Source organism: Rhizobium mongolense subsp. loessense (genome assembly GCF_900099775.1).
Taxonomy (GTDB): domain Bacteria; phylum Pseudomonadota; class Alphaproteobacteria; order Rhizobiales; family Rhizobiaceae; genus Rhizobium; species Rhizobium loessense.
The window spans coordinates 110,782-137,264 of record NZ_FMTM01000001.1 but is presented as its reverse complement, the minus strand read 5'-3'; the positions used below and the strand labels follow the sequence as shown (position 1 = coordinate 137,264).

The following is a 26,483-nucleotide window of genomic DNA, read 5'->3' as shown; positions in this document are numbered from 1 at the left end:
CAAAGTCCTCAGAAACCGAAGGTGATGCATGGCGCGAGATAACGCTCCCCATATTTTGATCGTCGAAGCCCGCTTCTACGACGACATGGCCGACGCCCTTCTGGAAGGGGCAACCTTCGCGCTCAAGGAAGCCGGCGCGAGCTACGATATCGTCACCGTTCCAGGAGCCCTGGAGATTCCGCCGACGATTGCCATGGCGCTTGACGGCGCCGACAATGGCGGCACGCAATATGACGGCTATGTCGCTCTCGGCATGGTCATCCGCGGCGAGACCTACCACTTCGACATCGTGTCGAACGAATCCTGCCGCGCATTGATGGATCTCGCCGTCAGCGAATCCCTTGCCATCGGCAACGGCATCCTGACGGTCGAAAACGATGAGCAGGCTTGGGCACGCGCCCGCCGCTCGGACAAGGACAAGGGCGGCTTTGCCGCTCGCGCAGCTCTCACGATGATCGAGCTGAAGAAGAAACTGGGTGCATACGAATGACTAGTGAAAATCCGGAGCGTCAGGTAAAGACGGCAAACCAGCGCGGCGCTGCGCGTCTGGCTGCTGTTCAGGCGCTCTACCAGATGGATATCGGCGGCACCGGTGTTCTGGAAATCGTCGCCGAATATGAGGCTCACCGCCTCGGTCAAGAAATCGACGGCGAGACCTATCTCAAGGCCGATGCCGCGTGGTTCCGTTCCATCGTTTCCGGCGTGGTGCGCGAGCAGCTTCGTCTGGATCCTTTGATCGCCTCAGCCCTGCAGGACGACTGGGCGTTGTCGCGCCTCGACAGCACCGTGCGCGCGATCCTGCGCGCCGGCGTTTTCGAACTTCTCGACCGCAAAGACGTGCCGGTGGCCGTGATCGTTACGGAATATGTCGAGATCGCCCGGGCCTTCTTCGAGGATGACGAGCCGAAGCTCGTCAATGCCGTGCTCGACCGCATCGCCAAACAGGTGCGCGGCGAAATGAAGAAGTAAGCCTTCCGTCCGCTATCGGACCATTTCGCCCTTTACGCTGCGCTGCAAGGGTTTTCGTCCCTTGCGGTCTTGACGTCGTGTTTCCCACCCCGCAATCTCCGCACGCAAAGCTAGAGCGTTTCCGTGGAGAGAAGACGATTCGGCTGCATTCGTGGCCGGAGGGAGGAGTGCTCCGGCACTTTTGGAGGAAAGAGCGAAATGATAATTCTTTTATGCGTAATTGCATGCGGTCTGCTCTCGGTAGTTTATGCAATCTGGGCAACCCGCTCGGTGCTGGCGGCCGATCAGGGGAACAGCCGCATGCAGGAAATCGCGGGTTATATCCGTGAAGGCGCGCAGGCCTATCTCATGCGCCAGTACAAGACGATTGCGGTCGTCGGCATCGTTGTTTTCATTGCAGCCTGGCTGCTTCTCTCCGGCATGGCCGCCATCGGCTTTCTGATCGGCGCCGTGCTTTCCGGTGCAGCCGGCTTTATCGGCATGCACGTCTCCGTTCGCGCCAACGTCCGCACGGCGCAGGCCGCGTCGCACAGCCTCTCGGCCGGCCTCGATATCGCCTTCAAATCCGGTGCCATCACCGGCATGCTCGTCGCCGGTTTGGCGCTGCTCGGCGTATCCATCTATTATTTCATCCTAACCGGCCTGCTCGGCCATGAAAGCGGTTCGCGCGAAGTCATCGATGCGCTTGTCGCGCTCGGCTTCGGTGCCTCGCTGATCTCGATCTTCGCTCGTCTGGGCGGCGGCATCTTCACCAAGGGTGCCGATGTCGGCGGGGATCTCGTCGGCAAGGTCGAGGCAGGCATTCCGGAAGACGATCCGCGCAACCCGGCCACGATCGCAGATAATGTCGGCGACAATGTCGGCGACTGCGCCGGCATGGCCGCAGACCTTTTCGAGACCTATGCCGTTTCCGTCGTCGCGACCATGGTTCTCGCCTCAATCTTCTTTGCCGGGGCACCGATCCTGCAGTCGGCGATGGTCTATCCGCTGGCAATCTGCGGCGCCTGCATCCTCACCTCGATCGTCGGTACCTTTTTCGTCAAGCTTGGAACCAACGGCTCGATCATGGGCGCACTCTATAAGGGCCTTATCGTCACCGGCCTCCTGTCGATTGTCGGTCTAGGCGCTGCAACATCGTTGACGGTGGGCTGGGGGTCGCTCGGACAGGCCGGCGGTGTGGATGTTACCGGTACCAATCTCTTCTTCTGCGGCCTCGTCGGCCTCTTGGTAACGGCGCTCATTGTCGTCATCACCGAATATTATACTGGCACCAACAAACGCCCGGTCAACTCGATCGCCCAGGCATCCGTGACCGGTCACGGCACTAACGTCATCCAGGGGCTTGCGGTCTCGCTGGAATCGACGGCGCTGCCTGCGATCGTCATCGTCGCGGGCATTATCGGCACCTACCAGCTCGCCGGCCTCTTCGGCACCGGCATCGCCGTCACCGCCATGCTCGGCCTTGCCGGCATGATCGTTGCGCTCGATGCCTTCGGTCCCGTGACCGACAATGCCGGTGGCATTGCCGAAATGTCCCATCTGCCGCCGGAGGTCCGCAAGTCGACGGACGCGCTCGACGCCGTCGGCAATACGACGAAAGCCGTTACCAAAGGCTACGCGATCGGCTCTGCCGGTCTCGGCGCGCTGGTGCTTTTTGCGGCCTATTCCTATGACCTCAAATATTTTGCGGCAAATGGCGACAAGTTTCCCTACTTCGCAGGCATAGGGGAGATTTCATTCGATCTCTCCAACCCCTATGTGGTGGCTGGTTTGATCTTCGGTGGGCTCATTCCCTACCTCTTCGGCGGTATCGCCATGACGGCCGTCGGCCGCGCCGCCGGCGCAATCGTCGAGGAAGTGCGCCGTCAGTTCAAGGAAAAGCCGGGCATCATGCAGGGAACGGAAAAGCCGGACTACGGCAAGGCCGTCGACCTTCTGACCAAGGCCGCAATCCGCGAGATGATCATCCCCTCGCTATTGCCGGTCCTGGCTCCGATCGTCGTTTATTTCGGTGTTCTGCTGGTCTCCGGCTCCAAGGCCTCGGCCTTCGCCGCACTCGGCGCGTCGCTCCTCGGTGTCATTATCAACGGCCTGTTCGTCGCCATCTCGATGACGTCCGGCGGCGGTGCATGGGACAACGCGAAGAAGTCCTTCGAGGACGGCTTCGTCGACAAGGACGGCGTCCGCCACATGAAGGGCTCGGACGCACACAAGGCCTCCGTCACCGGCGACACGGTCGGCGATCCTTACAAGGATACCGCAGGTCCGGCCGTCAATCCGGCGATCAAGATCACCAATATCGTCGCCTTGCTGCTCTTGGCGGTCTTGGCCTGATCAAACGCATAGAGACAAAGAAGAAACCCGCCGGAGCGATCCGGCGGGTTTCTTTGTTGGGTCGCGCATTCATCGGATACTTGCAGGATTCTGCGGGTTGCCTGAAGGCGTTCCGAACAGGCTCTTTGCTGCACCGCCCGCGCCGCCTGCCAGAATCTGCTGCAGGAAGGTCAGTTCGCGGCCGCCGGTCGGGGTCACGCGCGAAATCGTGTCGAAGACCTTGCCGTCCTGGAGGGTGTAATTCGCGCGGCGCGTGACGACGCCGTCCTTGTCGAAGTAGATCGCAAGCACACTCTGGTCGACGACCTTCAGTTTCTGGAAGGCGACGGAGCGCGTGCGCTTCTGCGAGATGTAATAGAAGACCTCGGTGTCGAACGTTGCCGTCGTCGAAGGCGTGCCGAGCGACAGAAGCACCTGTTCGCGGCTAGAGCCTTCCGGAACGAGATTGAGAGATTGCTCGTCGACAATATAGCCGCCGTTAAGCACTGTTCCTGTTTGGCAACCTGTGAGGCCTGCTGAGGCAATCATGATGGCGATGGCTGCGTTGCTGAAGAATTTTATGTCAGACTTGAAATACCGTTTCTTCAACGACATCTACTCCCTTGAGGTATCGATAGGCAGCTTTCCGGCCCTGCAATCACCGCTGATGCAAAACCTTTGTGGCCTTTCCGGGGTCGAATACTCCCAACTCCCCGACATCGAGCCGATAAGGGCACTGTCCCGAAAGTGGCCACCTTCGGCATTGCAATTCGCGCCTGCTTCGGTAAACCAGCTTTCGAAATCATGCAACACGGCCCACGCAACTCCGCGTGAAGAACGAGGCTTTTCCGGAAGAAACAATGATCTTCGGGCTCTTTCGCAAGAAAAACAACAATCAGGCGATCGTCGAACGGCAGTATTCGGTATTGACTGCCGCAGCCCGTATGCCGGAATTCTACGAGACCATGCATGTTCCGGACACCGTGATGGGCCGTTTCGAGATGCTGTCGCTGGTGATGATCCTCTTCTTCCGCCGCACACGCTCCGCCGGATCCAGCGGACAGGAGATTGCTCAGGAGATCGTCGATGCCTTCTTTGAGGATATCGACCATTCGATCCGCGAACTCGGTATCAGCGACAACGGGGTGCCGAAACGCATGAAGAAGCTTGCCGGCATGTTCTACGGACGTCTCGAATCCTATTCGGCGGCAATGGACACCGGCGACCGGGCGGCCCTTGCCGCAGCCCTTAACCGCAACATCCATCCGCAAGCCACCGACGCTTACGAAATGACGGCGCTTGCCAACTGGATGTTTGACGCCGAAGCCGATCTGTCGGCCCAGTCCGAAGACCGGATCGCCACCGGCTCGGCGACGCTGCCACAGGCAGCGTAAGGAGGACGCCATGAAACATCGCAACGACGACATTCCATTTTCTTACCTCGTCAAGGTCGGCCATATCTCCGCAAACCCTGTCGAAGTGCACCTCAAGGCAGACGAGAAGGAGCGCAAAGCGCTTGCTGAACGTTGGGATGTACTGTCCGTCGACGATCTGCGTGCGGACCTGCAGATCAATCGCTGGAAGAAGGATGGCATCCGCGTGAAGGGCAGGGTGCAGGCAAAGATCGTTCAGGCCTGCGTGGTGACGCTCGACCCGGTACCTGCCGATATCGACGAGCAGTTCGAGCAGATCTACGTACCCGAGAATTCGAAACTCGCCAGGCACCCGGCCAATGACGCCGGCGAAATGGTTCTCGATCCTGACGGGCCGGACCTGCCTGAAACCTTCTCCGGCGACACGATCGACGCGGGAGAAGTGGTGATGGAATTCGCCGCGCTGGCGATCGATCCCTATCCCCGCAAGAAGGGTGTCGAGTTCTCCGGCCATATCGAGGATACGGGGGAAAACGATAAGAAGCCTTCTGCCTTTGCGGTGCTCAAGGATTGGCAGAAGGACTGAAAACCCGTGGGGTATTTGACACAATTCAGTTGTAAGCGATAGGAAAACCGGTATTTTGGCCGAAATTTTCGCTCCCCTCAGGCGAAAGAAAAGGATCAGGGACGCGTGATCAGAATATCTCTCGACCTCATGGGTGGCGACTTTGGTCCCCAGGTTGTCATCCCCGGTGCCGCGAAAGCATTGGAAAGGCATCCGGATATCTCCTTCGTCTTTTTTGGACTGAAAGAGCAGTGCGATCCGGTTCTCGCTACGTTTCCGAAGGTGAGAGAAAAGTCCGTCTTCCACGATTGCGAACTTGCCGTTCGCATGGACGAGAAGCCCAGCCAGGCGCTGCGCCGCGGCCGCTATATTTCCACCATGTGGCGCTCGATCGAGGCTGTGAAGACGGGCGACGCTGATGTCGCCGTTTCCGCGGGAAACACCGGCGCGCTAATGGCCATGGCAAAGTTCTGTCTGCGTACGATGGCCAATATCGAGCGCCCTGCGATTGCAGCCATTTGGCCGACGCTGCGGGGCGAGAGCATCGTTCTCGATGTCGGCGCGACGATCGGCGCTGATTCTCAGCAACTGATGGACTTTGCCCTGATGGGCGGCGCTATGGCGCGGGCGCTCTTCGAACTCGAACGGCCGACGATCGGCCTGCTGAACGTCGGCGTCGAAGAGATGAAGGGCCAGGAAGAAGTCAAGGAAGCAGGCCGGCTGCTTCGCGAGGCTAATATCGATTCGCTCGAATATTCCGGTTTCGTCGAAGGCGACGACATCGGGAAAGGCACCGTCGATGTCGTCGTGACGGAAGGCTTTTCCGGCAATATCGCCTTGAAGGCCGCCGAAGGCACAGCAAAACAGATCGCCGCATACCTGCGTGCCGCGATGTCCCGTACGCTGCTTGCCAGGATCGGCTATCTGTTTGCCAAGAGCGCATTCGACATGCTTCGTGAAAAAATGGATCCGAGCAAGGTCAATGGCGGCGTATTCCTTGGTCTCAACGGCATCGTCATCAAGAGCCATGGCGGCGCCAACGCAGACGGCATCGCTGCTGCCATCGAGGTCGGCTATGATATGGCCAAGAATGGCCTCAATCAGAAAATAGAAAACGATCTCAAGAAATATCATGCCAAGCGGTTACCCCCGATGGGGCCGGAAGCCGCATGAGCAACGAGGTTTAACCAGAATGATCCGTTCAGTGGTTCGCGGGTTCGGAGCCGCACTTCCGAAACGCGTAATGACCAATCGCGAGATGGAAGATGTCGTCGATACGTCTGACGAGTGGATCGTCCAGCGCACCGGCATCCGCCAGCGACATATCGCAAGCGATGACGAGACCACGTCTTCGCTCGGCGAGCGGGCTGCGCGTGCGGCGCTCGACAAGGCAGGGCTGACGCCTGCTGATATCGATCTCATCATCTGTGCCACCTCGACGCCGGACAACACTTTCCCGGCGACGGCGGTCAATATCCAGAACCGTCTCGGCATGCACCACGGCTTCGCCTTCGACGTGCAGGCGGTCTGCACCGGCTTCGTCTATGCCATGACGACGGCCGACGCCTATATCCGTGGCGGCCTAGCCAGGCGTGCCCTCGTGATCGGTGCGGAAACCTTCTCGCGCATCCTCGACTGGAACGACCGCACCACCTGCGTGCTCTTCGGCGACGGCGCGGGCGCGATCGTGATCGAGGCTGCCGAAGGCGAGGGTACGACGGCCGATCGCGGCGTCCTGACGGCGCATCTTCGCTCCGATGGCTCCCACAAGGAGAAACTCTTCGTCGATGGCGGCCCGTCCACCACCGGCACCGTCGGCAAGCTGCGCATGGAAGGCCGCGAGGTCTTCAAATATGCCGTCGGCATGATCACCGACGTGATTCAGGCCGCCTTCGATTCGACGGGTACGACCGCCGAAGATCTCGACTGGCTTGTGCCGCACCAGGCGAACCGCCGCATCATCGACGGCTCCGCCAAGAAGCTGCATATCGCCCCCGAGAAGGTCGTCATCACCGTCGACCTGCACGGCAACACCTCAGCCGCCTCGATCCCTCTCGCACTTGCCACTGCAGCGGGCGATGGACGCATCAAGAAAGGCGATCTGGTGATGCTGGAGGCGATGGGCGGCGGCTTCACCTGGGGTGCATTGCTGCTGCGCTGGTGACGGCGAAGAATCGCAAAAAACTGGCGACGAACAAGAGCTTGACCGTAAGGCGCAAGACAAATAGTCTTTGCTCGCTTTTAAAAAATATTTTGTAGAATTGGCGGGGAGACCATGACCGGAAAGACAGTGACGCGAGCAGACCTGGCGGAATCGGTTTTCCGGAAGGTCGGTCTCTCCAGGACCGAATCCGCCGAACTCGTCGAGACCGTGCTCGACGAAATCTGCAACGCCATCGTCCGTGGCGAAACCGTCAAACTTTCCTCCTTCGCCACCTTCCAGGTCCGCGATAAAAACGAGCGCATCGGCCGCAATCCCAAGACGGGCGAAGAAGTGCCGATCTCGCCCCGCCGGGTGATGACCTTCAAGGCTTCGAACGTCCTGAAGACCCGTATTCTCAAGGCACACACCCTGCGCAAGGTCAAACAGAAGCCCGCAAATCCGGCCATGTAAGGGTGCCAAGGGATAAGTTGAATACCTGTCCCTGATTGCTGCCTCCTGATCATTTTTCTCCAATCGCGCTTTCCCGCTTGTGGGCTATGCGAAGACATGACTTGAATTCAACGCCGCAAACCGTTGAAATGTGATGAGTCGCGGTTTGGACCGCCACCGGTGATCGCGTAGGGAGTACGACCTTGGACAAGAGCCCCGATGCCTTCCGAACAATCAGCGAAGTCGCTGACGACCTTGATCTGCCGCAACACGTTCTGCGTTTTTGGGAAACGCGCTTTCCTCAGATAAAGCCGATGAAGAGGGGCGGTGGGCGCCGCTATTACCGGCCGGAAGACGTGGATCTGTTGAAGGGTATTCGGCATCTCCTTTACGACCATGGCTATACGATCAAGGGCGTTCAGAAGCTCCTGAAGACCAACGGCAACAAATTCGTCGTCGCTGTCGCGCAAGGCGATCTCGCCAGCGTCGAGGCGCTTGCCGCCGGTGGCAGAGACAGCGCCCCGGGTGAACCGCGCGTCGGCATTTCGGAGGAGGATCAGCTGGTCGGCCGCGCAAAGCCGCCGATTACCCGCCGCTTCTTTAATTTCGTCGCCGGCGACGACGATCAGTCTGAAGTCTCGATCGGCAAGTCGAGCGTCAGCAAGGAGGACAGGGCGCTTCTGCAGGAGGCGCTCTACGATCTTCTGGAATGCAAGCGCCTGCTCGATCAGGTGCGCTAAAAATCTTTGCGCCCGAGGAATACGGTCCGTGACCGGACACCGGACGGTCATCACCAGATCGGCCTGACGCGCAGGTCGCCAATCTCCGGCGGTATCGACGCCCCATTGCCGCGTCCGACGGAAAATGTCGCCGGAAGAAGCGTAGTTCCGAAGGGAGGGCAGGCGAATCCAACATACCAGCGGTAACGCTCGTCTTGCGGCTGGCGAAACAGCTGCAGGCGTCATGCGCCGGGATGGCTGTTCATCGCCGGCTGTGGCTCAGAACATTAGAAGGCTTCCTGTGAATGGAAATCTTGTACTGCTTTTCTGGGATGAACATGGGCGCGAAGCTACAAGCTTCGCGCCTGATCTGATCACTCCAGGATTTGAATGACGCGGTGCGTCTGAGGTTCGACGATTACTCTGCGATTATTGACAACGGTATAAGCATAACCGTCCATATCCGGGACCTCGTGGATTTCGACGGTCTCCGGAAGCGTCGTTCCGACGACGACGTCGCCCTCGTAGACGACAGAAGGTACCTGCTGCTCCATCACATACGTGCGAACTTCGCCCGGCAACACGATGGAGCCGGTGGGTGCAGGGTCGACGATTACCGTACTCTGCGCGAAGGCAGCAGAGCAGACCGTCAGCGTTACGGCTGCCGTAGCCAGCATGGTCTTGCGCATAGGACAAATCTCCTTTTCCTACCCAGCCTTAATGAAAAACGCCCCCGCGGATCCGTTGTTCCGGAAAAGGTCACAGCCTGCTTCCTGGCGCTGGCGTGGCACTGACCTTGGCAAAGCCGCCGGCATCTGTTTAGAGAGGATCGCACGAAACGATTCGTGCGGTGGAGAAAACAGGGAGAGACCATCCTGATCTCCGTCCGCCTTTCTGCTTACAAAGCCCCATTTCACAAGGAATTCCCCTGTGTCGTCTCCCAATGTACCCGGCAAAGCCTACGATGCATTCCTCTTCGACATGGACGGCACGCTCCTTAACTCCATAGCGGTCGTCGAGCGCATCTGGGGCGATTGGGCAAAGGATCACGGCCTCGAGCCGGAAGTGTTCTTGAAGACGGTACACGGCGTCCGTGCCAGCGACACCATCCGTCAACTGGCACTTCCCGGTGTGGATCCGGTGCTTGAAGCGAAAAAACTCCTGATCGAGGAAATGGAAGACGTCGACGGTATCGTGCAGATCCCCGGCGCAATCCGCTTTCTGAACGGCATTCCCGCCGACAGATGGGCGATCGTCACCTCCGCCCCATTTGAACTCGCCAAGCGACGCATGGCCGCCGCCGGCATCCCGATGCCGAAAGTCCTCGTCACCGGCGAGGAAGTCCAGGCAGGCAAGCCCAGCCCGGAATGCTATCTGCTCGGCGCCAGCCGCCTGGGTGTCGATCCGAAACGCTGCTTGGTCTTCGAAGACGCGGTTGCGGGCATACTTGCGGGAGAAGCTGCGGGAGCCGATGTCACCGTCATTACCACGACACATGCCACACCCTTCCAAACACCGCATTTCTCCATTGCGGACTACGAGGCATGGACCGTGAAGACAATCGGCGGCATAGGAATTGGAATTGTCGGAGCCTAAGTGGCACATCGGCTTTTTGCGCGCAGTATGGCTTTTTCCGCTTGCATTGGGCGACACGAAAAACTAAACGAAACAAGCTGTTTCGGCAGGTCGAGGCGTAGCGCAACCAGATAGCGCACTTGACTGGATCAATGGGCGCTGGTTCGATATGAGGACCAAGCGAAATTGTTGAAGCCTACCGAATGAGGCATTGTGACGGAATGTAGCGCAGTCTGGTAGCGCACTTGACTGGGGGTCAAGGGGTCGTCGGTTCAAATCCGGCCATTCCGAGATTTTTACTCGTTAATCAGACGAGTTTTTTGGGCATCCGAAAAGGCGGCTGGTGGGACAACGTCCGACTGGCCGCTATTTCTGTCTGGAATAGCGACTTTGGCTCTGAACAAAGTTAAAAAGCTATAGATTCAACGATTTACGGATGTTCATCATCAAGCCTGTTCTGGTGTCGGTGCACGCGCAGAACGATCTGGCTTGGCTTGCCGGTATCGATGACGGTGGCGTCACCTGGTTCTGGAACGTCGCAGTCGACCCGAGGTGCAAGATCGTCAAAGTCCGCTTCGAAAACGTCTTCGCCCGTGTAAAGGCCAGCTGGCAGCGAACGCCCATTGTCGCAGGCGTTGCACGATGGAATGGCACAGATCTCTGGTCGCACCTTGCCAGAGCCTCCATCAATTCCAGTGCCCAGAGCCAAGGCGCTCCGGCAGGCTCAACGAATTCGCCGCCATCGGTGCAGGAAGGGGAAGATTGTCCTTTCGGCAACACTAGCAATGCGCCCCCTGCGGTTGATCCCAATGTAACCGGCAGCACGACCATGACCTGGGGAGGCTCCGTGGAAAGCAATTGCTCTGCGTACGACAAGGCGCGGACCTCCTGGCCGCGGCGACGACCAGACCGACATGGCAGAAATATGCGGTAACAAGTAGCCGATGTGCTTCCAAGGAAGGCCGGTGTCGCACCGGCCTTCCTTTTGCTGGTGTCTACTCAATCGGCGCTGTCGACCACATCACGCCGTCTTACGAGCTTGAGGCTTCTGTCCGGTTGAATAATGTAGGTTTCTTCCACCCACCTGCCGGTCGGGTCGATAAACTGATGGGGCAGAACAGAGCCGGGCGGCGATTTGCTAAGCCGCGCCGCTGGCTGGCCCCCATATGTGATGCTTCCGCGTATCGGCTCGATTCCTTCCGAGCCGCTGGTGCAGCCGGATAATGCCAGTGCAGCTATCAAAATCGTCCGTCGAATTCTCATTCCTGTCGGCCTTCAAATGTTTTGTCGCGTAACGGCGCAACGTTTCCGTGTCGCGCGCCTCTGGCGCAAGAAGTAAATGGTGCTCTGTTTTATGCGGGAAAGCATAAGCTCGACCGGCATGAAAAAAAAGCAGGCAGAACCGCCAGTCAGGGGCCTGGCACAGGCGAAGGCGCGCCGCAAACCAGCCTGCGACCCCGAGACATTTGTTCCAGTTGCCAAGCCGGAAATCGGCGCGCATATTATCTATATCGTCGGCCATGGATGGGCGGCTGGCGAATGATGCAGTTGTGCTTTCGCCCTCATGGGAAGTGCGGCTCGATGCTCGATACACCTTTTCATCCCCGTGATCTGCCGCTCTTTTCGGAGGACCTGGATGTGATTTCCGGAGTGTTGGATGTCGTCTGCAAGGCGAGGGGACTAAGCCGCAATACGCCCGAAGCCGAGCACCTCGGCGCGCTGATCATCCAGCTCTATCGCCAGGGCGCCAAGGACAGCACGAAACTCGCAGCCCTTGCGAAAGCCTATTTCTAGCCCTCACTTCTCCTCGACGGAAATGCCGTTCTGGCCGATGCGGAGTTCGATGCCATCGGGCTTGCGTTCCTCATTGAAAATATACGCGCCAAGGCCGACGATGACGACGACCAAGGCGCCGATGACGAAATAGAGACCATTGCTGCGGTTCAAGATGTTTTCCCCAACGTTTTGATATCGAAGGAAAAACGCGTGAAGATCCCGTTGGTTCCCTGCACGGCCACCGTCAGTCGTCATTGGCAGCGTTGAGGTTTTCGGGGCGGATGCCGTCGTCGCTTAACGAGCGCGCCCGCAGACGCACGCCGGGGCCGCCTTCGTCCTGATTGCCGCTTGCGATAAAGATCACGCCGGCTGCTTCCAGCGCGTGCTTGGCGGCAAGGAATGCGCCGGGCTCGCCCGTTCCGTCGCCGTCTTCGAGTGCCTCTATAGCTTCTGGCGTCAGGCCCGAGGCAGAGGCAAGCTCATCGATGCTCATCCCAGTCATGGCGCGCGCGCCGCGTATCTGCATTCCTGTGATCATGCTTGGAAGTTAGCGCGAATGCCGCCCTTCTCAAGTACTTAAGCCGCGCTTTGGCCGGCGAAATTATACCGGTAGCGATGTTCGAGCGCAGCGCACCCCCAGACGATGCCGAAGAGAAGATAGACATGCCGCCAATGGTCGATGTCGATTACGTTGCCGATGACCGCGTGGCCGATGATGCAGATCCAGGCGATCATCAGATAAGGCTGCCAGGGCCGATCCCTGAGAAGGTTCTTGAGGCCGAGGTAAAGCGTCCACACGAGTAGCGACACGTAGGAGACGAAGCCGAGCCAGCCATAGGTCGTCAGCGTCTTCAGCCAGATATTGTGCTCGTCTTCCGGAAAGATGGTGCCGAACACCATCGGTCCGATCCCGAGCGGCCTTTCCATCATCATCTGAAAGCCGATGCGGTGGCGGTCGAAACGGCCGAGATATTCGCCGTCATATTCCTGGACGAGTTGTGCGCGGGTGCTGAACAAATCGCTGACTTGCGGGAATTGAAGCGCGATCAGAAGGGTTGCAACCATCAAAACGATCGCCAGAAGCGAGAGGACGAGGATGCGCAGCCGGAAAGCGCCGCTTCGCTCTTTCAGCAGCATCAGGAAGATGAGCAGCACCACACCGAGCAGGAAGAGGCCCCAGGCGGCGCGCGAGAAGGACAGGAATACGCCGAGCGCAACGATCAGCAGCGCGGCGGCGCGCAACGGCGAGGTCGTCAGGTCGCGCGTCAAAATACCGTGGATGAGATAGAGCGACGGTACGACGAGGAACGGTCCGAAGACGTTCGGATCCTGGAATGCGCCCTTTGCGCGATCGTAGAGCGTGAAAACCTCGGCGCCGGGAAAGGCATGGAAGTATCCAAGTATGCCGAGCAACGCGGTGATGACGGCTGCAAAGACCCAGGCATTGAAGATCAGCGGCAGCCGCTTGGCGCTGTCTTCGATGATGGCTGCATAAAAGACCGAGGTGAGGGCAAGGAAGGTCGAGACCGCGACATACATTGGTCCGCCGGTCATGTCCTTCATTTGCGTTAGTGAAAGCATGCCGCCGACATTGAAAGTCATGAGCAGGGTCAGAAGCATCGCGGTGAAGCGCGAGATTCTAAGGCCAAGGATGAACCAAATGCCGACGAGCCCCGCCATCCACAGTTCGTAAGGCGCAGGCTCGTTGATGACGAAGCCAGCGAGGAAGACGCCGAAGGCAACCATCGCCGAACCGATGAAGCGCAGTGCGGCGCGCTGCGGTTGGGCGACGCGGGAAGATGCCGCCTCGATCGCGGTCAATAGGCGTTTTCCGTGTTGAGCAGCCGCACCGGCGTCAGGAACAATATCTTGAGATCGAACCAGAGCGACCAGTTCTCGATATAGTAGAGGTCGTAGGCAGTGCGGAACTTGATCTTGTCGTCATTGTCGATCTCGCCGCGCCAGCCGTTGATCTGCGCCCAGCCAGTCACGCCGGGCTTGACGCGGTGACGCGCGAAATAGCCTTCCACGATGTCACCCCAGGCGCGATCTTTGGTCTGCGCCAGGACTGCGTGCGGCCGGGGGCCGACGAGCGAGAGATTGCCTTTCAGCACATTGAACAGTTGCGGCAATTCATCAATCGAGGATTTGCGGATGAAGCGGCCGACCGGCGTTACGCGCGGATCGCCCTTGGTCACTACGACCTTGGCGTTGTGATCGCTCATGTTGGTGTACATCGAGCGGAACTTGAAGACGTTGATGACCTCATTGTTGAAGCCGTGCCGCTTCTGCATGAAGAAGACGGGACCCTTGGACGTCAGCTTGATTGCAATGGCCGTCAGGATCATCACCGGCCAGAGCAAGACAAGCGCAAGCGATGCGAAGAGGATGTCGAAGCCGCGTTTGGCGACCGAGTCCCAATCGCGGATCGGCTTCTTGAAAATGTCGAGCATCGGCACGGAGCCGATATGCGAATAGGCACGTGGCCGGAACCGCAGGCGGTTGGCATGTGCCGCAAGGCGGATATCGACCGGCAGGATCCAAAGTTTTTTGAGAAGCTGCAGGATGCGGGCCTCGGCGCTGAGCGGCAGGGCGATAATCAGCATGTCGATGCGGGTCAGCCGTACGAATTCGACCAGTTCGGCAACGGTGCCGAGCTTCGGATAGCCGGCGACCATGACCGGCGAGCGCTTCTCGCCTCGGTCGTCGAAGATGCCGCATATGCGGATGTCGTTGTCCGCCTGCTGCTCGAGAACGCGGATCAGATCCTTAGCGGGTTCGCCGCCACCGACGATCACGGCGCGGCGCTCCATGACGCCGTTGCGCGCCCAGTTGCGGATGCCGTAGGCGACCAGGAAGCGCGAGCCGAGCAGGAAGATTGCGGCAAGCGAGAACCAGGCGACATGCAGGTTTATCTGGGCCAATGCGAGGTCGCGGAAGAGCGAAAAGATCACTTCCGTTATGGTAAAGGCAGCCGCCCAGGCGCCGAAGATGCGCGGTAAAAGGCGAATGCGGGCCCGCAGCGCCGGAATGGAATAGGTATCCGCAAGCTGCAGCGCCACGACGCCCAACGCCGCCGCGGCGGCCGCTATGCCCGCCCGCGCGCCAAGGCTTTCGCTGCCGTCTCCCGGCCAGATCAGGAAGGCGAGCAGCCCGATTGCAAATTGCGAGACGAATTCGAAGAGGCGCAGCTGGCCGATGACCATCGACGGAGAACGCGTCCCCTCGCGGAACTGTTCGGCGATCTGGCGGGCATAGGCGTTGATCTCTCCCGGCGCCTCCTTCCCGCCGCCGTCTGCGTTGGCAGCGGAAACCCGCTTGCGCAGGGCTTCGACGTCGAACTGGTCGCTCTTTTCTGCTTTGTTCATGGGGCTTCGGCCGCTCGTTGTTTCAAACGGCATTAGCAGAAAGGCCCTAAGAAAGATTTACGGATGCTTCATAGGTTTCGGAGGCTGAAGACCCCTCCGCGAGCGCGTGGTACAGTTTCAGGACATCTGCTGCCATCACGGAAGAGGAAAAAACGGACTTCACCGAGTCGATCGAAGGCATCACGGCATTATGCCAGCCGGGTGTCGTCAGCGCGTCGGCCATGACGCGGGCTAAGTCATCCGCGTTGTCGGGCGCGACGAGGGCAGGGCTGCTCTTGCCGAGCACTTCCGGAATGCCGCCGACGCGGCTGGCGATGACCGTCTTTCCGGCGCCGAGCCCTTCGAGGATGATGTAGGGCATGGCTTCGGCGCGGGATGGCACCACCAGGTTCTGCGCCATCGCGAAGGCTTCCTGCACACGCATCGGCGGCAGCATGCCGATACGCTTGCCGAGGCCGCGCTCGACCATCATGTCACGGTACTTCTCCCGGTCTGGGCCGTCGCCGATCATCAGCGCGGAAAGAGGGCGACCAATCAGCCGCTCGGTCTTGGCAAATGCATCCACAAACAAATCGGGACCCTTAAGGTCCCGGAGCATGCCGACATAAATGAAATGTACGGCATCGGATCGTGTGGGAATGATCTGGAAATCCCGCTCCCCAATCCCGTTGTAGATCAGCCGCGTCATGGGTTTCGGCCGGCCCACTTTCTTCGCATAGGTGTCACGCTCGTATTCGCAGATGAAGACGAGGGCATCAGTGAAATATTCCTGCAACCGCTCCATCCGCAGAACGAATTGTCCGGTGAGCGACGAGCGGGAATAGTGCAGGCTTCCGCCGTGGGCGGTATAGAGGCGGGCTACGCGATACCTGTTCACCCGCAAGGCTGAGCCGACAAGGCGCGCGAGCACGCCGCCCTTGGCGCCGTGTCCGTGCAGCACGTCCGGCCGCAAACTTTTGATCTTCTTGTATGTCTCCCATATCACGCCGATATCGGAAAGCGCCACAGAACGCCGGATCGGTATGCGCGTCAGCCCGAGCGAAAGAAAGGGACGGATATCGTCGAATAGCCGGTCCTCGTGTTCGCCGCCAGTGGAGCTGTCGCAGAGGATGCCGATCTCATGCCCGGCCGTGCTGTGTTCTTCCACCAGATCGCGGACATGGCGAAATATCCCGCCGACGGGCGATCTGAAACAATGGAGTATGCGGAGGGGGCGCTGTTCTGCCATCAGCGATCAGAACAGCCGTTCGCGGACATAGATCGTGTCGCCGGCGATGATTGAGGACGAAATGTTGACGCGTCCGGTCAGCACCTGGCCGTTGATCTTGCGGGTGACGTCGACCGTGCCCTGATTGGCGCGGGAGGTGAAGCCGCCGGCAACGGCGATCGCGTTCTGTACCGTCATGCCCGGCACATAGGAATACTGGCCCGGCTGACCGACTTCACCCATGATGAAGATGGAACGGTAGCGGTCGACATCGATCGTCACATCGGGATCCCGCAGATAGCCCTGCTGCAACTTCTGGGCGATCTGGCCGGAGAGCTGCTGCAGCGTGCGTCCGCGCGCCGGCACCTGTCCGACGAGGGGGAAGGCGATGTAGCCTGCCTGATCGACCATATAGGTATTGGTCATGCTCGGCTGATCGAAAACGGTGATGCGCAGGCGGTCGCCGCTGTCGAGCGTATAGGGCTGGATCGTTGCCTGATTAAAAGCTCTCGGCGCGGGCTTATAGGTGTTGCAACCGCTCAATGCCGCCGTCATGGCGACAAGGCTCAGAGCCAGAAGCGTCTTGGGCTGGACGAAAAGCATCCGCGTTATGCTCACAGGAAACGAACTCGGTGCTGCCGTTATCGATCCGTTAGGGTTAATGGGTGGTAAAAACTGCGCCGCATTTTTTGCTTTTTGCCCGGTGACGCTTCGCTTTGCTTATGCCAGGCAACATTAACCCTCAGGTTACTATAGTCGTTTACGCTTCGGGCCATGTTTGTTCTCGGAGTACGGGTATGTCCGGCGTAACGGGTAATCAGGATGTGGACATCGACCTTGGCCAACTCGTTCGAGCCGTCTGGGCCCGCCGGCTGAAGGTTCTAGCCGTCACGCTGATCGGGGCAGGGGTCGCCTTTGCCGGCGCCAAGATGATCTCGCCGAAATACAGTGCCGAAACCCGTCTGCTGATCGAGCAGCGTGCACCGGCGTTCGCCAACACCCAATCGAACGACGGTAATGCCGGACCGCTGCTCGACGAGTTGAACATTGCGAGCCAGGTTCAGCTTCTGCAGTCCGCCGATATCATCAAGAAGGTCATCAACAGCGAGAAGCTCTACGAGCTGCCCGAATTCGACGATGCCGTCAAAGGCTCTGCGCTGAGCGACATCCTTGTGGCACTGCATATCAAGAAGAACCCGCTTGAAAATCCGCGCGAAGAGCGCGTGATCGATGCGTTCATCGAGCGCCTCCAGGTCTACCAGGTTCCCGGCTCGCGCGTCATCGGCATCACCTTCACGTCGAAGGATCCGAAGATTGCTGCGCGCATTGCGAATGCCATGGCGAATGTCTATCTCGCGACGCAGAGCGGCGCCAAACTCGATACGAACTCGGAGGCCACCCGTTGGCTCGAGCCGGAAATCGACAACCTTCGCCAGAAGGTAAACGATGCCGAGCAGAAGGTAGCCGAATACCGCGCCAAGCACGGTCTCCTGCCGACGAACGGTGGCAGCAACTTTCCGCAGCAGCAGCTGAACGATATCTCTGTTGAGCTGACCCGCGTACGCGGCGAAAAGGCGAATGCCGAGGCGCGCGCCCAGTCCGTCCGCAACGCCCTCGCATCCGGTGAGGCGTCGGATACGTTGCCGGACATCATGTCCTCGCAGTCCATGCAGCGGCTGAAGGCCACTGAGTCGGGTCTCCAGTCGCAGATTTCCGATCTCAGCACGTCGCTGCTCAACAACCATCCGAAGTTGAAGAGCCTGCGGGCGCAGCTTGCCGACATCAAGACGCAGATCCGCCAGGAAACGCAAAAGATCCTGGCCAGCGTAGAGAGCGAGGCGAAGGTCGCCGGCCTTCGTGCTGCCGAACTTGAGCGCCAGTCCGGCACGTTGCGGGCAAACAGCGCCCAGGCGGGCGAAGACGAGGTCGGCCTCAATGCCCTGCAGCGCGAGGCAAACGCCCAGCGCCAGCTGCTCGAAACCTACCTCGCTCGCTACCGGGAAGCCGCTTCCCGCGCCGACAGCAACTCGAGTCCGGCAGATGCGCGCATCGTCTCGCGTGCCATCGAGCCTGTCGATCCGTACTTCCCGAAGGTCGTGCCGATCGTTGCCGTCGCTGCCATCGCGACGTTGATCATGAGCGCGATCGTCATCATGCTCGCCGAACTTTTCAGTGGCCGGGCACTGCGTCCGGTCGACAGCAGTGTCGAGCCTGCTGCACCGATCGAAGAAAAAACGCAGGCCACCGCCGCGCCGAAAGCCAAGCGTGACGTCAAGCCCAGCATGCTTTCGGCGCCGGTGGAAGAGGAGCTTGCGCAGGAGGCGCCTGCACCTCTGGAAGAAGAAAACCAATTCTCGATCAGCTCTGTGGCTGATTATCTCACGAGCAGCCGGGCAACGCTCGCTGTCGCGATATCGCCGACTGGCGACGATGGTTCCGCGGCGACCGTTTCGCTGGCCCGCGCACTTGCCGACGTCGGTCAGCGCGTGGTTCTGGTCGACATGACCGGCTCCGGCTACCCGACCGAGTTGATGGGCGACGACCCGAATGCACCGGGCGTCACCGACCTGCTCTGCGGCGCTGCCGCTTTCGGCGAAACGATCCATGGCGACCGCGATTCGGACGCTCACCTGATCCCGCAGGGCATCAGCGACATCCGTCAGGCGATGCGCGGCGCAGACCGACTTTCGCTACTGCTCGACGCATTGTCCTCAGCCTATGATCTCGTGATTGTCGAGTGCGGCGCAGCCGATGTTGCCGGCGTCTCGCGCCTGACGCGCAGCAAGGATGTCGAGATCATCCTTTCGATGCCGCACGTGATCGAAGAGGAATTCGTCTTCGCGATGACGGAATTCGAAAAGGCGGGCTATCAGAGCGTCGTGCTGATGTCCGGCGACGAGACAATCGCGCAGGACCTCCCGCGCCGCGCGGCCTGATCAGACGCCGATCTTTGAACGAGCGCGCTGCGCGAATTTATAGAGGCCGGGCCGTGCTTTGATGTGGGCCTTACTCCGCGTGATGGCCCGGTGCGCAAGCCCGGCGATACGTCCCACGAAGGACAGCGGCAGCACCACATCGTGATGATCCGTTTCGATCGGTGCCCAAGAACGTTTGTAGACCTGATCTCCGAGACCGAAATCGAAGAAGGCGACGCGCGTCCCGTTCAATCGGGAAATCAGCTGCCAAAAGAGGAATTCGCCCGGGCTTGCATCTGCCGCAATGCTTTCGTTGATCGAACTGAACTGGCAGATCACGTGATCGCCCTTGCGCGAGATGCCGGATATCGCAGCGATATGCCCTTCGTTTTCGCCCTTGAGGCGGATCGCATGCATCTCAAGCCCGAAATCGTCGCCGCCGCGAATATCGATCAGGCCATGGAGAAAAGTCCGCGTTTCGGCGTCGGCAAACACATCGGGCAGCCCGAGTGCCTTGAAGCGTTCGGACTTTTGAGCGAAGAACTGATCAAGCAGGGCGTGCTGTTCGCCGGCCGTCCCGCCAGCGACATAGTCGAAGCCGCCGATGGCTTCGAGCCGCTTCGACTGCACCCGGAACTTCTTCCGGCGGCTCTTGGAGTTCAATTGCTTGAGCGTCACCTCGAAATTTTCAAGTAGCGGCAGCTGATAGGCGTGGTTCTGATTCTGCACCAACGGCAACAGACTAAGCGGGCTCTTGCGGCCGCGCCATTCCAGCGGGATGTTCTGCAAGAGCAGCAGATCGGCCTTGCCGCGAAGCGCGTGACGAAGGCCCTCGGCGAAGCAATGCGCATCGAGGTCAACGGCGCCGTGGAGGAATCGCTCCGTAAACAGTCCGGTATTGATATTGCTGTGGCTGGCGCCGATGAATTTTGCGATCCGCACGCCATGGGAGCGCACGATTTCGACCGGCAGGATAAAGGCTGTTTGTGGCCCGCAGACGCCCCGCAAAATGGCGAGCGGCCGCCGATAGGCGCCGACCCAGCTCTGGCACCAGTCATAGCCTTGATGGAGAGACGTCAGATTGTCCCGCTCCATGGCGCGCCAATCCTTTTCCAGCGGCGCCATCGTGTCGAAGACCGTGACATGTAGTTCCGCGCTCAGCGAGCGAAGGCTCGCAATGCCTGCCTCGGTTTTAGCCGCTTCGTCGAGCGGTTGTTGATGGGCATCGAGCTTTTGCGTCTGCACGGGTCTCTCCGGTCAAGATGGCTTGGCCGGAAGCATAAAGGGAGAGCGCCTTCATTTGGCTTAAATGCAAGAGGGCAGACCGCCTTTTCCGCGGATCACGGTTATTCCGGCGTTAACAGCGTTCACTTCTGCCGCGGACCGGCCATCCATTTGATGATCAGCATCGCCGGCAGGACCCAGACAAGGCCCGTCAGCGAGAAATAGAGGAGGTGGACCCACCACGACGATTCCCCAAGTATCGCGACGGCAATCGTGTTCGCCAGAAGCGCATAAAGAAGCACGAGAACGACGATGAGGATCGTGCCGATGAATTTGCGCAAGCGGACGGGCATGAATTCTCTTTCCGGAGTATGTGGACCCGCGCGACGGCATGCCGCAAAGGTTCGGGGCTTGTTTTGCATGAGCCGTTGGGGCAAATCAACTGCCGGAAAGAAGGAACAATCATGGCCGTCGCGAACTTGACCACACAACGGGCGATCTTGAGCGAGGTCCGCAGGTTGGACCGGAACCGCCGCGCACTGCGCATCTGGCTCGGTTTCGTGCTCCTTGCGCTCGTCTGTCTCGTGCTCGTCGGCGGCGCGACGCGTCTTACCAATTCCGGCCTTTCGATCACGGAATGGAAGCCGATCCACGGCGTCGTTCCGCCGCTCACTGCCGCTGAATGGGAGGAAGAATTCAAGCTCTACCAGCGCATCCCCGAATTCCAGCAGCTAAACAGCGACATGACGGTGGAGGATTTCAAAACCATCTTCTGGTGGGAATGGGCGCACCGGCTGATCGCCCGCGGGATCGGCGTCATCTTCGCTCTGCCGCTTGTCTTTTTCTGGCTGACGGGCATGGTCGAACGGCGGCTGCGGTGGCCGCTCGCCGGCATCCTGGCGCTCGGCGGCCTGCAGGGTTTCATCGGCTGGTGGATGGTCTCGTCCGGCCTTTCGGTGAGGACCGACGTCAGCCAGTATCGCCTCGCGGCACACCTCGTAATGGCCTGTCTGATTTTCGCCGCCTGCATGTGGATCATGCGCGGCCTTTCCCCGCATTCGAACGACGCCGCGCCTACCGAAAGCTCGCGGGCATGGGCCGCGATAATTGCGATTTTCGCGCTCTTCCAGATCTATCTCGGCGCGCTGGTGGCCGGCCTTGATGCCGGCTTTGCCTACAATACCTGGCCGCTGATGGACGGCGCGATCATCCCCTCCGATCTTCTCATCCAAAAGCCCGTCTGGATCAATTTCTTCGAAAACCCGAAGACCGTTCAATTCATCCATCGCGCCGGCGCATACGTGCTCTTCGGGCTCGCTTTCATCAATATGGTGGTTGCGCTCCGCGCAGCTCCCCAAACCACCCACGCCCGCCGCGCTGTCGTCCTCTTCGCCCTCGTCACGCTGCAGGGCGCAATCGGCATCGCCACGCTCCTCCTGCAGGTCCCGCTTCATTGGGGTCTTTTACATCAGGCAGGCGCACTGATCGTCTTGGGGTTCGCGGTCGCCAACTGGCGCGGCTTTTACGGTGAATTTGCCCACGACACGATGATTGCGGAAAGGGACTGAGCAGGAGTTGCGTCAGGCGTTTACCGCAAAATCCCGTCTAGCGCTGGCATGCCGATGATGGCGGCCGCGGCGATGAGCAGATAGCAGATCAGCCGAAACGTACTCTCCTTCGCCAAGCCGAACAGCTTCGAGCCGCCATAGAGGCCGAGCGCATAGGCTGGCAGAATGACGAGCGTCAGAGCAAAGACGGCTTGCACGAAAAGCCCTCCGGCATAATAGCTGATTGCGCTGAAACAGGTGGAGACCGAGAAGTAGAGGATGACATTCGCCCGGACGCGGGTGAAGTCGCTCTTGCCGCCGAGCCAATAGGCAACGACCGGCGGGCCGCCAAGCTGTGCCGCGCCGCTGAAAAGACCGGCGAGGAGGCCGACCCCGGCACTGAGCGGCGCGCGCGGCTCGCCGTGATGGCGCCAGCCGGACACGAGGAGCGCCAGCAGCGAGATAGCGACGGCGGTGATGATCCAGCGGAGCGTCAAGGTATCCATCAGTGCAAGTGCAACTGTGCCCGCGGGAACGCCGAGAGCCGCGCCGATCGCCATCGCGAAGACTTCACGCCGGTTGGCGCTGCGCCAGGCGGGCGGGATCATCCCAAGTGTCGCAAGCCCGTCGATGAGAAGCAAAACGGGCGAAATCAGCTTCGGGCCGACGATCGCGCCGCCAAGCGGAATGAAGATCAGCGCCGCCCCGAAGCCCGAAAAGCCGCGCGCGAGCCCGGCAATGAAGGCAAAGACGATTAGCGCATAGATGCCGTGATCCGGCAGCGCAGCGGAAAACCATTCAGCAACGCCGGCCGAAAGCGTATCGATCGGCATATCGCGGGGCTCTGGAAGGTTCAGGAGGCGAGCATAAGGTCCATGTTTTGGACGGCCGCACCCGAGGCGCCCTTGCCGAGATTGTCGAGCAGAGCGACGAGGTTGACCTGACTGGCGCCCGGCGTGCCGAAGACGAAGAGCTTCATTGTGTCCTTCCCGGCAAGCTCGACGGCATCGATACGGGCAAGCGTACGACTTTCCTCGAGCGGAACGACCGTGACGATATCCTGACCGACATAATGGGCTGTCAGGGCCGCATGGATGCTTTCGAGCGTCGCATTGCCCGAGAGATCGTCTATATGCAGCGGCACCTGGACGATCATGCCCTGCGGGAACTTTCCGACCGAAGGCGAGAAGATTGGCGCGCGGTCGAGCAAGCCATGGATTTTCATCTCCGGCACATGCTTGTGTGTCAGCGGTAGGCCATAGAGGAAATGCGGCGCGGTGATTGCATCGTCACGGCTCTGGTCCTCGACCTGCGCGATCATCTGCTTGCCGCCGCCGGTATAGCCGGAGACCGCATTGACGGTGACTGGATAGCCGTCCGGCAGAATGCCTGCAGCGCGCAACGGGCGGATGAGGCCGATGGCGCCCGTCGGGTAGCAGCCGGGGTTGGCGACAAAACGGGCGGCGCTGATCTTTTCGGCCTGCTCCTTGTCCATTTCGGCAAAGCCGTAAGCCCAGCCGGGATTGACGCGGAAGGCGGTCGACGTGTCGATAACGCGCACATTGTTGTTCGCCGAAATCATCTGGACGGCTGCCTTCGACGCATCGTCGGGCAGGCAGAGGATGGCGATATCGGCGCTGTTCAGCATGTCCTCGCGCATCGCGGCATTGCGGCGTTCAGCCTCCGGAATGGACAGAAGCTCGACATCGCGGCGGCCGGCCATGCGCGTGCGGATCTGCAGACCCGTTGTGCCGTGTTCGCCATCGATGAAGATTTTCGGTGCCATGATAATCCTGCGCTTTCAATGAGTTCGGATTGCTTCCGGAATCAGTGTGCCATGAAGTTGAATCAGTTTGATAACGGCCTCGCGTGCCTCTCGGCGCGGAGCCCCAGCATATACATCGCGACCGTCGCCCCTGCAATGGCGGTGATATCCGCGTGATCATAAGGCGGCGAGACCTCGACCACGTCTGCGCCGCGGATATCGAGCTGCTGCAGGCGCTGAAGGACCGAAAGGATCTTGGCGCTCGACGGCCCGCCCGCAACTGGCGTGCCGGTGCCCGGCGCATAGGCCGGATCGAGGCAGTCGATATCGAAGGTCAGATAGGCCGGAGCGTCCTTGGTGTTCGAGACGATTGCCGAGGCGATCTCAGCGGCACTCATTTCTTCGACCTGATGGCCGTAGAGGATGCGAATGCCGAAATCCTCCGGCGCGTGGGTGCGGATGCCGATCTGGATGGAGCGGTCTGGGTCGATGATACCGTCGCGGGCCGCGCGTGCGACGAAGGAACCGTGATCGATCCGCTGGTTATCGTCGAGCCAGGTATCCTGATGCGCGTCGAACTGCACCAGCGCCAGGGGACCGTGCCTGGCGGCGTGTGCCTTCAGGAGCGGCCATGTGACGTAGTGGTCACCGCCAAGCGTGAGCAGGAAGGCGCCGCTGTCAAGAATCGTATTCGCCTGCCGTTCGATTGCAGCCGGCGTCTCCTGGTGATTGCCATAGTCAAGCAGGCAGTCGCCGTAGTCGATCACCGCCATTTCGGCGAAGAAATCGCGATTGAAAGGATATTGCGGATCGTTGTCGAAGATTGCCGAGGCGCGGCGGATCGCCTGCGGCCCGAAGCGCGTTCCCGGCCGGTTGGAGGTTGCCGCATCGAAGGGAATACCCCAGACGACGGCGTCGGCGCCTGTCAGAACCTTGGTGAACCGACGCCGCATGAAGGAGAGCGCTCCGGCAAAGGTTGGGTCAGTTGCCGAGGATGTCAGGCTGGTCGCCATAAAGGCGTGATCGATCGACTTCTCTGCCATGGCGTCCCTCCATCACATGCTTGCGGGACGTTGGACAATCGGGGCCGACAAGGCAAGCCCCGAACGAAACGATATTCCCGTCGCTCAGGACGCCTTGGCTTCGAATGCCGGTGGAAAGTCGCCGAGAGCCTTGGCTTCGTTGATGCGGGCACCGATATCTTCCTCGATGATCCACTCCAACTGCGAAAAGCTGTCGATCACGTAGTAGATCGGCTGGACGATATCAATCCGGTAGGGTGTTCTGAGCGCTGTCATCAGATCGAAGGGCCGGAACTCGCATGCCTTGCCTTCCATTGCGGTCCGGGTCTCGTTGGGCGAGGAGACGATGCCGGCGCCGAAGCAGCGGCGTCCCTGCGGCGTGTTGATGAGGCCGAATTCCACAGTGAACCAGAAAATCCGAAACAGATGCCAGGAATACCCCTTGCCGAGGCCGACGGCCTTCTCGCCGAAGCGGCGGACGAAATTGGCGTAGCTCTGGTTGGTCAGCAGCGGGCAATGGCCGAAGACCTCGTGGAAGATATCCGGCTCTTCGATATAATCGATATGCTCGCGGCGCCGGAGGAACGTCGCCAGTGGAAATTTGCCCTGCGACAGCAATTCATAGAAGCGCGAAGGCGGGATGAGGGCAGGGACGCCTTCCACGCCGAAGCCGGTGGTTTCGTTAAGACGCCGGTTGACGTCGCGAAGCTGCGGAACCTTTTCCGGCTTCAGGCCGAGCGTCTTAACGCCGTCGAGATATTCCCGGCACGCCTTGTCGGCGAGCAGCGTCATCTGGCGCTGATAGAGCTCGCTCCAGATTTGGTCTTCCTCAGGGGTGTAGTGATAGATGCCGTCCGCATCCGGCAGATTCGCCGTGTAGGTGCTTTCCTTGGTCATGAGCGGCTCCCGTCCTCTGATCCAATGAGCCGGGCGATTTCGACCCCCGACTGTCATGTCACCATTATATCCCCGGCAATGCGGGTAAACATTTCAGCATTGCCGGATTATGGTTGGAAAATGGGAGAATAATCCGTGAGGAGGGGAAAGAGTGAAAGAAAATCTGAAGGCGGCCCGCAAGCTTCTGCAGCTCGTGCAGGCCGGCAGCAGTCTGTCGCTCGCCGAGCTGGCGGAAAAGGCCGGCATGTCGCAAAGCACCGCCTGGCGCAAGATGCAGGAGCTCGAGACGGAAGGGGTCATTCGCAAGCGTGTGGCACTCCTCGATCCGGCAAAGCTCGATCTCAAGCTCTGCATCATCGCCCATGTAACCTTGGAGGACCACCACGAAGAGGCGATCGAAGCCTTTGCCGCCGTAGTGCGCGACCGGCCGGAGATCATGGAATGCTATGCGCTATCGGGGACGTTCGACTATATGCTGAAGATCAGGGCGCGCGACGTCGAGGCCTACGAGGCCTTCATGACACGCTACCTGATGCGCAATCCACATGTGCGCAATGTGGTTTCGAGCTTCGTCCTGCGCGAACTGAAGTCGACGACAGAACTGCCGATCTGAGGGCCGGGCGCGAGCGGTGGCAAAAAGAAAAGGCCGGGAAAA

The 26,483-nt window shown here is 59.9% G+C and carries 29 protein-coding genes, 1 tRNA gene and 2 pseudogenes; 16 read left to right on the top strand and 16 right to left on the bottom strand.

What is annotated here, in order from left to right:
• The first annotated feature begins 28 nt into the window (after positions 1–28).
• From ribH to BLP23_RS00700, 3 genes are all read left to right on the top strand, one after another.
• On the top strand, positions 29–490 hold the full coding sequence (ribH, locus tag BLP23_RS00710; RefSeq protein WP_092583117.1) for a 6,7-dimethyl-8-ribityllumazine synthase: 462 nt from the start codon (positions 29–31) through the stop codon (positions 488–490).
• Positions 487–969 carry a transcription antitermination factor NusB gene (gene nusB / locus BLP23_RS00705; RefSeq protein ID WP_022714756.1) on the top strand — a complete coding sequence of 161 codons (483 nt, stop codon included), beginning with the start codon at positions 487–489 and terminating at the stop codon, positions 967–969. The genes ribH and nusB overlap by 4 nt, the downstream gene beginning before the upstream one ends.
• A 198-nt stretch (positions 970–1,167) precedes the next feature.
• Positions 1,168–3,303: a sodium-translocating pyrophosphatase gene (locus BLP23_RS00700; RefSeq protein ID WP_092583116.1), complete on the top strand. Its 2,136-nt coding sequence runs from the start codon at positions 1,168–1,170 to the stop codon at positions 3,301–3,303.
• Positions 3,304–3,372: 69 nt separating this feature from the next.
• Here BLP23_RS00700 and BLP23_RS00695 read toward each other — a convergent pair whose 3' ends face one another.
• Entirely contained in the window at positions 3,373–3,897 is a 525-nt protein-coding gene (locus BLP23_RS00695; RefSeq protein WP_092583115.1) for an outer membrane protein assembly factor BamE, read from the bottom strand.
• 189 nt (positions 3,898–4,086) lie between these two features.
• Here BLP23_RS00695 and BLP23_RS00690 point away from each other — a divergent pair.
• The 6 genes and pseudogenes from BLP23_RS00690 to BLP23_RS00665 all read left to right on the top strand — a co-directional run bounded on the left by BLP23_RS00690 (position 4,087) and on the right by BLP23_RS00665 (position 8,553).
• A pseudogene (locus BLP23_RS00690) lies at positions 4,087–4,676 on the top strand (ubiquinol-cytochrome C chaperone family protein).
• 10 nt (positions 4,677–4,686) lie between these two features.
• Positions 4,687–5,241, top strand: coding sequence for a YceD family protein (locus BLP23_RS00685; protein ID WP_022714761.1), 555 nt, complete (start codon positions 4,687–4,689; stop codon positions 5,239–5,241).
• Between the two features lie 105 nt (positions 5,242–5,346).
• Entirely contained in the window at positions 5,347–6,393 is a 1,047-nt protein-coding gene (gene plsX, locus BLP23_RS00680) for a phosphate acyltransferase PlsX (RefSeq protein ID WP_092583113.1), read from the top strand.
• Positions 6,394–6,412: 19 nt separating this feature from the next.
• The gene (locus BLP23_RS00675; RefSeq protein ID WP_092583112.1) at positions 6,413–7,384 is read left to right on the top strand and encodes a beta-ketoacyl-ACP synthase III; all 972 of its coding nucleotides are present in this window, start codon (positions 6,413–6,415) and stop codon (positions 7,382–7,384) included.
• A 111-nt stretch (positions 7,385–7,495) separates the two neighbouring features.
• Positions 7,496–7,834: an integration host factor subunit alpha gene (locus BLP23_RS00670; RefSeq protein WP_022714764.1), complete on the top strand. Its 339-nt coding sequence runs from the start codon at positions 7,496–7,498 to the stop codon at positions 7,832–7,834.
• A gap of 182 nt (positions 7,835–8,016) precedes the next feature.
• Positions 8,017–8,553: a MerR family transcriptional regulator gene (locus BLP23_RS00665; protein ID WP_022714765.1), complete on the top strand. Its 537-nt coding sequence runs from the start codon at positions 8,017–8,019 to the stop codon at positions 8,551–8,553.
• 353 nt (positions 8,554–8,906) lie between these two features.
• On the opposite strand, the gene BLP23_RS00660 is transcribed toward BLP23_RS00665, so the two are convergent.
• Positions 8,907–9,221 carry a DUF1236 domain-containing protein gene (locus BLP23_RS00660; RefSeq protein ID WP_092583111.1) on the bottom strand — a complete coding sequence of 105 codons (315 nt, stop codon included), beginning with the start codon at positions 9,219–9,221 and terminating at the stop codon, positions 8,907–8,909.
• 241 nt (positions 9,222–9,462) lie between these two features.
• Between BLP23_RS00660 and BLP23_RS00655 the strand changes: the two genes are divergently transcribed.
• Together BLP23_RS00655 and BLP23_RS00650 are read left to right on the top strand one after the other, a co-directional pair.
• On the top strand, positions 9,463–10,128 hold the full coding sequence (locus BLP23_RS00655) for an HAD family hydrolase (protein WP_267890056.1): 666 nt from the start codon (positions 9,463–9,465) through the stop codon (positions 10,126–10,128).
• 196 nt (positions 10,129–10,324) lie between these two features.
• Positions 10,325–10,398, top strand: a tRNA-Pro gene (locus tag BLP23_RS00650).
• A gap of 181 nt (positions 10,399–10,579) precedes the next feature.
• Here the strand turns inward: BLP23_RS00650 and BLP23_RS34180 are convergent.
• A pseudogene (locus tag BLP23_RS34180) lies at positions 10,580–10,777 on the bottom strand (hypothetical protein); the annotation flags it as partial.
• 329 nt (positions 10,778–11,106) lie between these two features.
• Positions 11,107–11,370, bottom strand: coding sequence for a hypothetical protein (locus tag BLP23_RS34175; RefSeq protein ID WP_092583110.1), 264 nt, complete (start codon positions 11,368–11,370; stop codon positions 11,107–11,109).
• Between the two features lie 118 nt (positions 11,371–11,488).
• On the opposite strand from BLP23_RS34175, the gene BLP23_RS33525 reads away from it, so the two are divergent.
• Both BLP23_RS33525 and BLP23_RS00630 read left to right on the top strand, forming a co-directional pair.
• The gene (locus tag BLP23_RS33525; RefSeq protein ID WP_167363811.1) at positions 11,489–11,650 is read left to right on the top strand and encodes a hypothetical protein; all 162 of its coding nucleotides are present in this window, start codon (positions 11,489–11,491) and stop codon (positions 11,648–11,650) included.
• 38 nt (positions 11,651–11,688) lie between these two features.
• Entirely contained in the window at positions 11,689–11,901 is a 213-nt protein-coding gene (locus tag BLP23_RS00630) for a hypothetical protein (RefSeq protein WP_092583108.1), read from the top strand.
• Between the two features lie 3 nt (positions 11,902–11,904).
• On the opposite strand, the gene BLP23_RS33520 is transcribed toward BLP23_RS00630, so the two are convergent.
• The 6 genes from BLP23_RS33520 to BLP23_RS00600 all read right to left on the bottom strand — a co-directional run bounded on the left by BLP23_RS33520 (position 11,905) and on the right by BLP23_RS00600 (position 17,061).
• Complete coding sequence (locus BLP23_RS33520) at positions 11,905–12,054, bottom strand: hypothetical protein (protein WP_092584204.1); 150 nt, start codon at positions 12,052–12,054, stop codon at positions 11,905–11,907.
• Positions 12,055–12,127: 73 nt separating this feature from the next.
• Positions 12,128–12,421, bottom strand: a complete 294-nt coding sequence (locus BLP23_RS00620) for a helix-turn-helix domain-containing protein (protein WP_092583107.1) — start codon at positions 12,419–12,421, stop codon at positions 12,128–12,130.
• A 38-nt stretch (positions 12,422–12,459) separates the two neighbouring features.
• A complete protein-coding gene (locus BLP23_RS00615; protein WP_092583106.1) occupies positions 12,460–13,704 on the bottom strand; it encodes an O-antigen ligase family protein in 1,245 nt (414 codons plus the stop codon).
• Positions 13,701–15,251, bottom strand: coding sequence for an undecaprenyl-phosphate glucose phosphotransferase (locus BLP23_RS00610; RefSeq protein WP_092583105.1), 1,551 nt, complete (start codon positions 15,249–15,251; stop codon positions 13,701–13,703). The genes BLP23_RS00615 and BLP23_RS00610 overlap by 4 nt, the downstream gene beginning before the upstream one ends.
• 46 nt (positions 15,252–15,297) lie before the next feature.
• Positions 15,298–16,479, bottom strand: coding sequence for a glycosyltransferase (locus BLP23_RS00605; protein ID WP_092583104.1), 1,182 nt, complete (start codon positions 16,477–16,479; stop codon positions 15,298–15,300).
• 6 nt (positions 16,480–16,485) lie between these two features.
• Complete coding sequence (locus BLP23_RS00600; protein ID WP_022714777.1) at positions 16,486–17,061, bottom strand: polysaccharide biosynthesis/export family protein; 576 nt, start codon at positions 17,059–17,061, stop codon at positions 16,486–16,488.
• A gap of 194 nt (positions 17,062–17,255) precedes the next feature.
• On the opposite strand from BLP23_RS00600, the gene BLP23_RS00595 reads away from it, so the two are divergent.
• Positions 17,256–19,394 (top strand): GumC family protein, encoded by a 2,139-nt coding sequence (locus BLP23_RS00595; protein WP_092583103.1) that lies wholly within the window; start codon positions 17,256–17,258, stop codon positions 19,392–19,394.
• Here BLP23_RS00595 and BLP23_RS00590 read toward each other — a convergent pair whose 3' ends face one another.
• Both BLP23_RS00590 and BLP23_RS00585 read right to left on the bottom strand, forming a co-directional pair.
• Positions 19,395–20,618, bottom strand: coding sequence for a GNAT family N-acetyltransferase (locus tag BLP23_RS00590; protein ID WP_092583102.1), 1,224 nt, complete (start codon positions 20,616–20,618; stop codon positions 19,395–19,397). It abuts the gene before it with no gap.
• 122 nt (positions 20,619–20,740) lie between these two features.
• Positions 20,741–20,950, bottom strand: a complete 210-nt coding sequence (locus tag BLP23_RS00585) for a DUF2842 domain-containing protein (RefSeq protein ID WP_092583101.1) — start codon at positions 20,948–20,950, stop codon at positions 20,741–20,743.
• 111 nt (positions 20,951–21,061) lie between these two features.
• Between BLP23_RS00585 and BLP23_RS00580 the strand changes: the two genes are divergently transcribed.
• Entirely contained in the window at positions 21,062–22,165 is a 1,104-nt protein-coding gene (locus BLP23_RS00580; RefSeq protein ID WP_092583100.1) for a COX15/CtaA family protein, read from the top strand.
• Positions 22,166–22,185: 20 nt separating this feature from the next.
• On the opposite strand, the gene BLP23_RS00575 is transcribed toward BLP23_RS00580, so the two are convergent.
• The 4 genes from BLP23_RS00575 to BLP23_RS00560 all read right to left on the bottom strand — a co-directional run bounded on the left by BLP23_RS00575 (position 22,186) and on the right by BLP23_RS00560 (position 25,828).
• Positions 22,186–22,977: a sulfite exporter TauE/SafE family protein gene (locus BLP23_RS00575; RefSeq protein WP_092583099.1), complete on the bottom strand. Its 792-nt coding sequence runs from the start codon at positions 22,975–22,977 to the stop codon at positions 22,186–22,188.
• Positions 22,978–22,997: 20 nt separating this feature from the next.
• Positions 22,998–23,930, bottom strand: coding sequence for an N-acetyl-gamma-glutamyl-phosphate reductase (argC, locus tag BLP23_RS00570; protein WP_092583098.1), 933 nt, complete (start codon positions 23,928–23,930; stop codon positions 22,998–23,000).
• A 62-nt stretch (positions 23,931–23,992) separates the two neighbouring features.
• Complete coding sequence (gene speB, locus BLP23_RS00565) at positions 23,993–24,952, bottom strand: agmatinase (protein WP_092583097.1); 960 nt, start codon at positions 24,950–24,952, stop codon at positions 23,993–23,995.
• An 84-nt stretch (positions 24,953–25,036) separates the two neighbouring features.
• Complete coding sequence (locus tag BLP23_RS00560) at positions 25,037–25,828, bottom strand: phenylalanine 4-monooxygenase (RefSeq protein WP_092583096.1); 792 nt, start codon at positions 25,826–25,828, stop codon at positions 25,037–25,039.
• A gap of 151 nt (positions 25,829–25,979) precedes the next feature.
• On the opposite strand from BLP23_RS00560, the gene BLP23_RS00555 reads away from it, so the two are divergent.
• Positions 25,980–26,441, top strand: a complete 462-nt coding sequence (locus BLP23_RS00555; RefSeq protein WP_092583095.1) for an Lrp/AsnC family transcriptional regulator — start codon at positions 25,980–25,982, stop codon at positions 26,439–26,441.
• The last annotated feature ends 42 nt before the right edge of the window (positions 26,442–26,483 follow it).

Coding starts and splice junctions, on each gene's coding strand:
- ribH (WP_092583117.1), top strand. CDS start 29: ATGGCGCGAGATAACGCTCCCCATATTTTGATCGTCGAAGCCCGCTTC.
- nusB (WP_022714756.1), top strand. CDS start 487: ATGACTAGTGAAAATCCGGAGCGTCAGGTAAAGACGGCAAACCAGCGC.
- BLP23_RS00700 (WP_092583116.1), top strand. CDS start 1,168: ATGATAATTCTTTTATGCGTAATTGCATGCGGTCTGCTCTCGGTAGTT.
- BLP23_RS00695 (WP_092583115.1), bottom strand. CDS start 3,897: ATGTCGTTGAAGAAACGGTATTTCAAGTCTGACATAAAATTCTTCAGC.
- BLP23_RS00685 (WP_022714761.1), top strand. CDS start 4,687: ATGAAACATCGCAACGACGACATTCCATTTTCTTACCTCGTCAAGGTC.
- BLP23_RS00675 (WP_092583112.1), top strand. CDS start 6,413: ATGATCCGTTCAGTGGTTCGCGGGTTCGGAGCCGCACTTCCGAAACGC.
- BLP23_RS00670 (WP_022714764.1), top strand. CDS start 7,496: ATGACCGGAAAGACAGTGACGCGAGCAGACCTGGCGGAATCGGTTTTC.
- BLP23_RS00660 (WP_092583111.1), bottom strand. CDS start 9,221: ATGCGCAAGACCATGCTGGCTACGGCAGCCGTAACGCTGACGGTCTGC.
- BLP23_RS34175 (WP_092583110.1), bottom strand. CDS start 11,370: ATGAGAATTCGACGGACGATTTTGATAGCTGCACTGGCATTATCCGGC.
- BLP23_RS33525 (WP_167363811.1), top strand. CDS start 11,489: ATGAAAAAAAAGCAGGCAGAACCGCCAGTCAGGGGCCTGGCACAGGCG.
- BLP23_RS00630 (WP_092583108.1), top strand. CDS start 11,689: ATGCTCGATACACCTTTTCATCCCCGTGATCTGCCGCTCTTTTCGGAG.
- BLP23_RS00620 (WP_092583107.1), bottom strand. CDS start 12,421: ATGATCACAGGAATGCAGATACGCGGCGCGCGCGCCATGACTGGGATG.
- BLP23_RS00610 (WP_092583105.1), bottom strand. CDS start 15,251: ATGAACAAAGCAGAAAAGAGCGACCAGTTCGACGTCGAAGCCCTGCGC.
- BLP23_RS00605 (WP_092583104.1), bottom strand. CDS start 16,479: ATGGCAGAACAGCGCCCCCTCCGCATACTCCATTGTTTCAGATCGCCC.
- BLP23_RS00600 (WP_022714777.1), bottom strand. CDS start 17,061: ATGCTTTTCGTCCAGCCCAAGACGCTTCTGGCTCTGAGCCTTGTCGCC.
- BLP23_RS00595 (WP_092583103.1), top strand. CDS start 17,256: ATGTCCGGCGTAACGGGTAATCAGGATGTGGACATCGACCTTGGCCAA.
- BLP23_RS00585 (WP_092583101.1), bottom strand. CDS start 20,950: ATGCCCGTCCGCTTGCGCAAATTCATCGGCACGATCCTCATCGTCGTT.
- BLP23_RS00580 (WP_092583100.1), top strand. CDS start 21,062: ATGGCCGTCGCGAACTTGACCACACAACGGGCGATCTTGAGCGAGGTC.
- BLP23_RS00575 (WP_092583099.1), bottom strand. CDS start 22,977: ATGCCGATCGATACGCTTTCGGCCGGCGTTGCTGAATGGTTTTCCGCT.
- argC (WP_092583098.1), bottom strand. CDS start 23,930: ATGGCACCGAAAATCTTCATCGATGGCGAACACGGCACAACGGGTCTG.
- speB (WP_092583097.1), bottom strand. CDS start 24,952: ATGGCAGAGAAGTCGATCGATCACGCCTTTATGGCGACCAGCCTGACA.
- BLP23_RS00560 (WP_092583096.1), bottom strand. CDS start 25,828: ATGACCAAGGAAAGCACCTACACGGCGAATCTGCCGGATGCGGACGGC.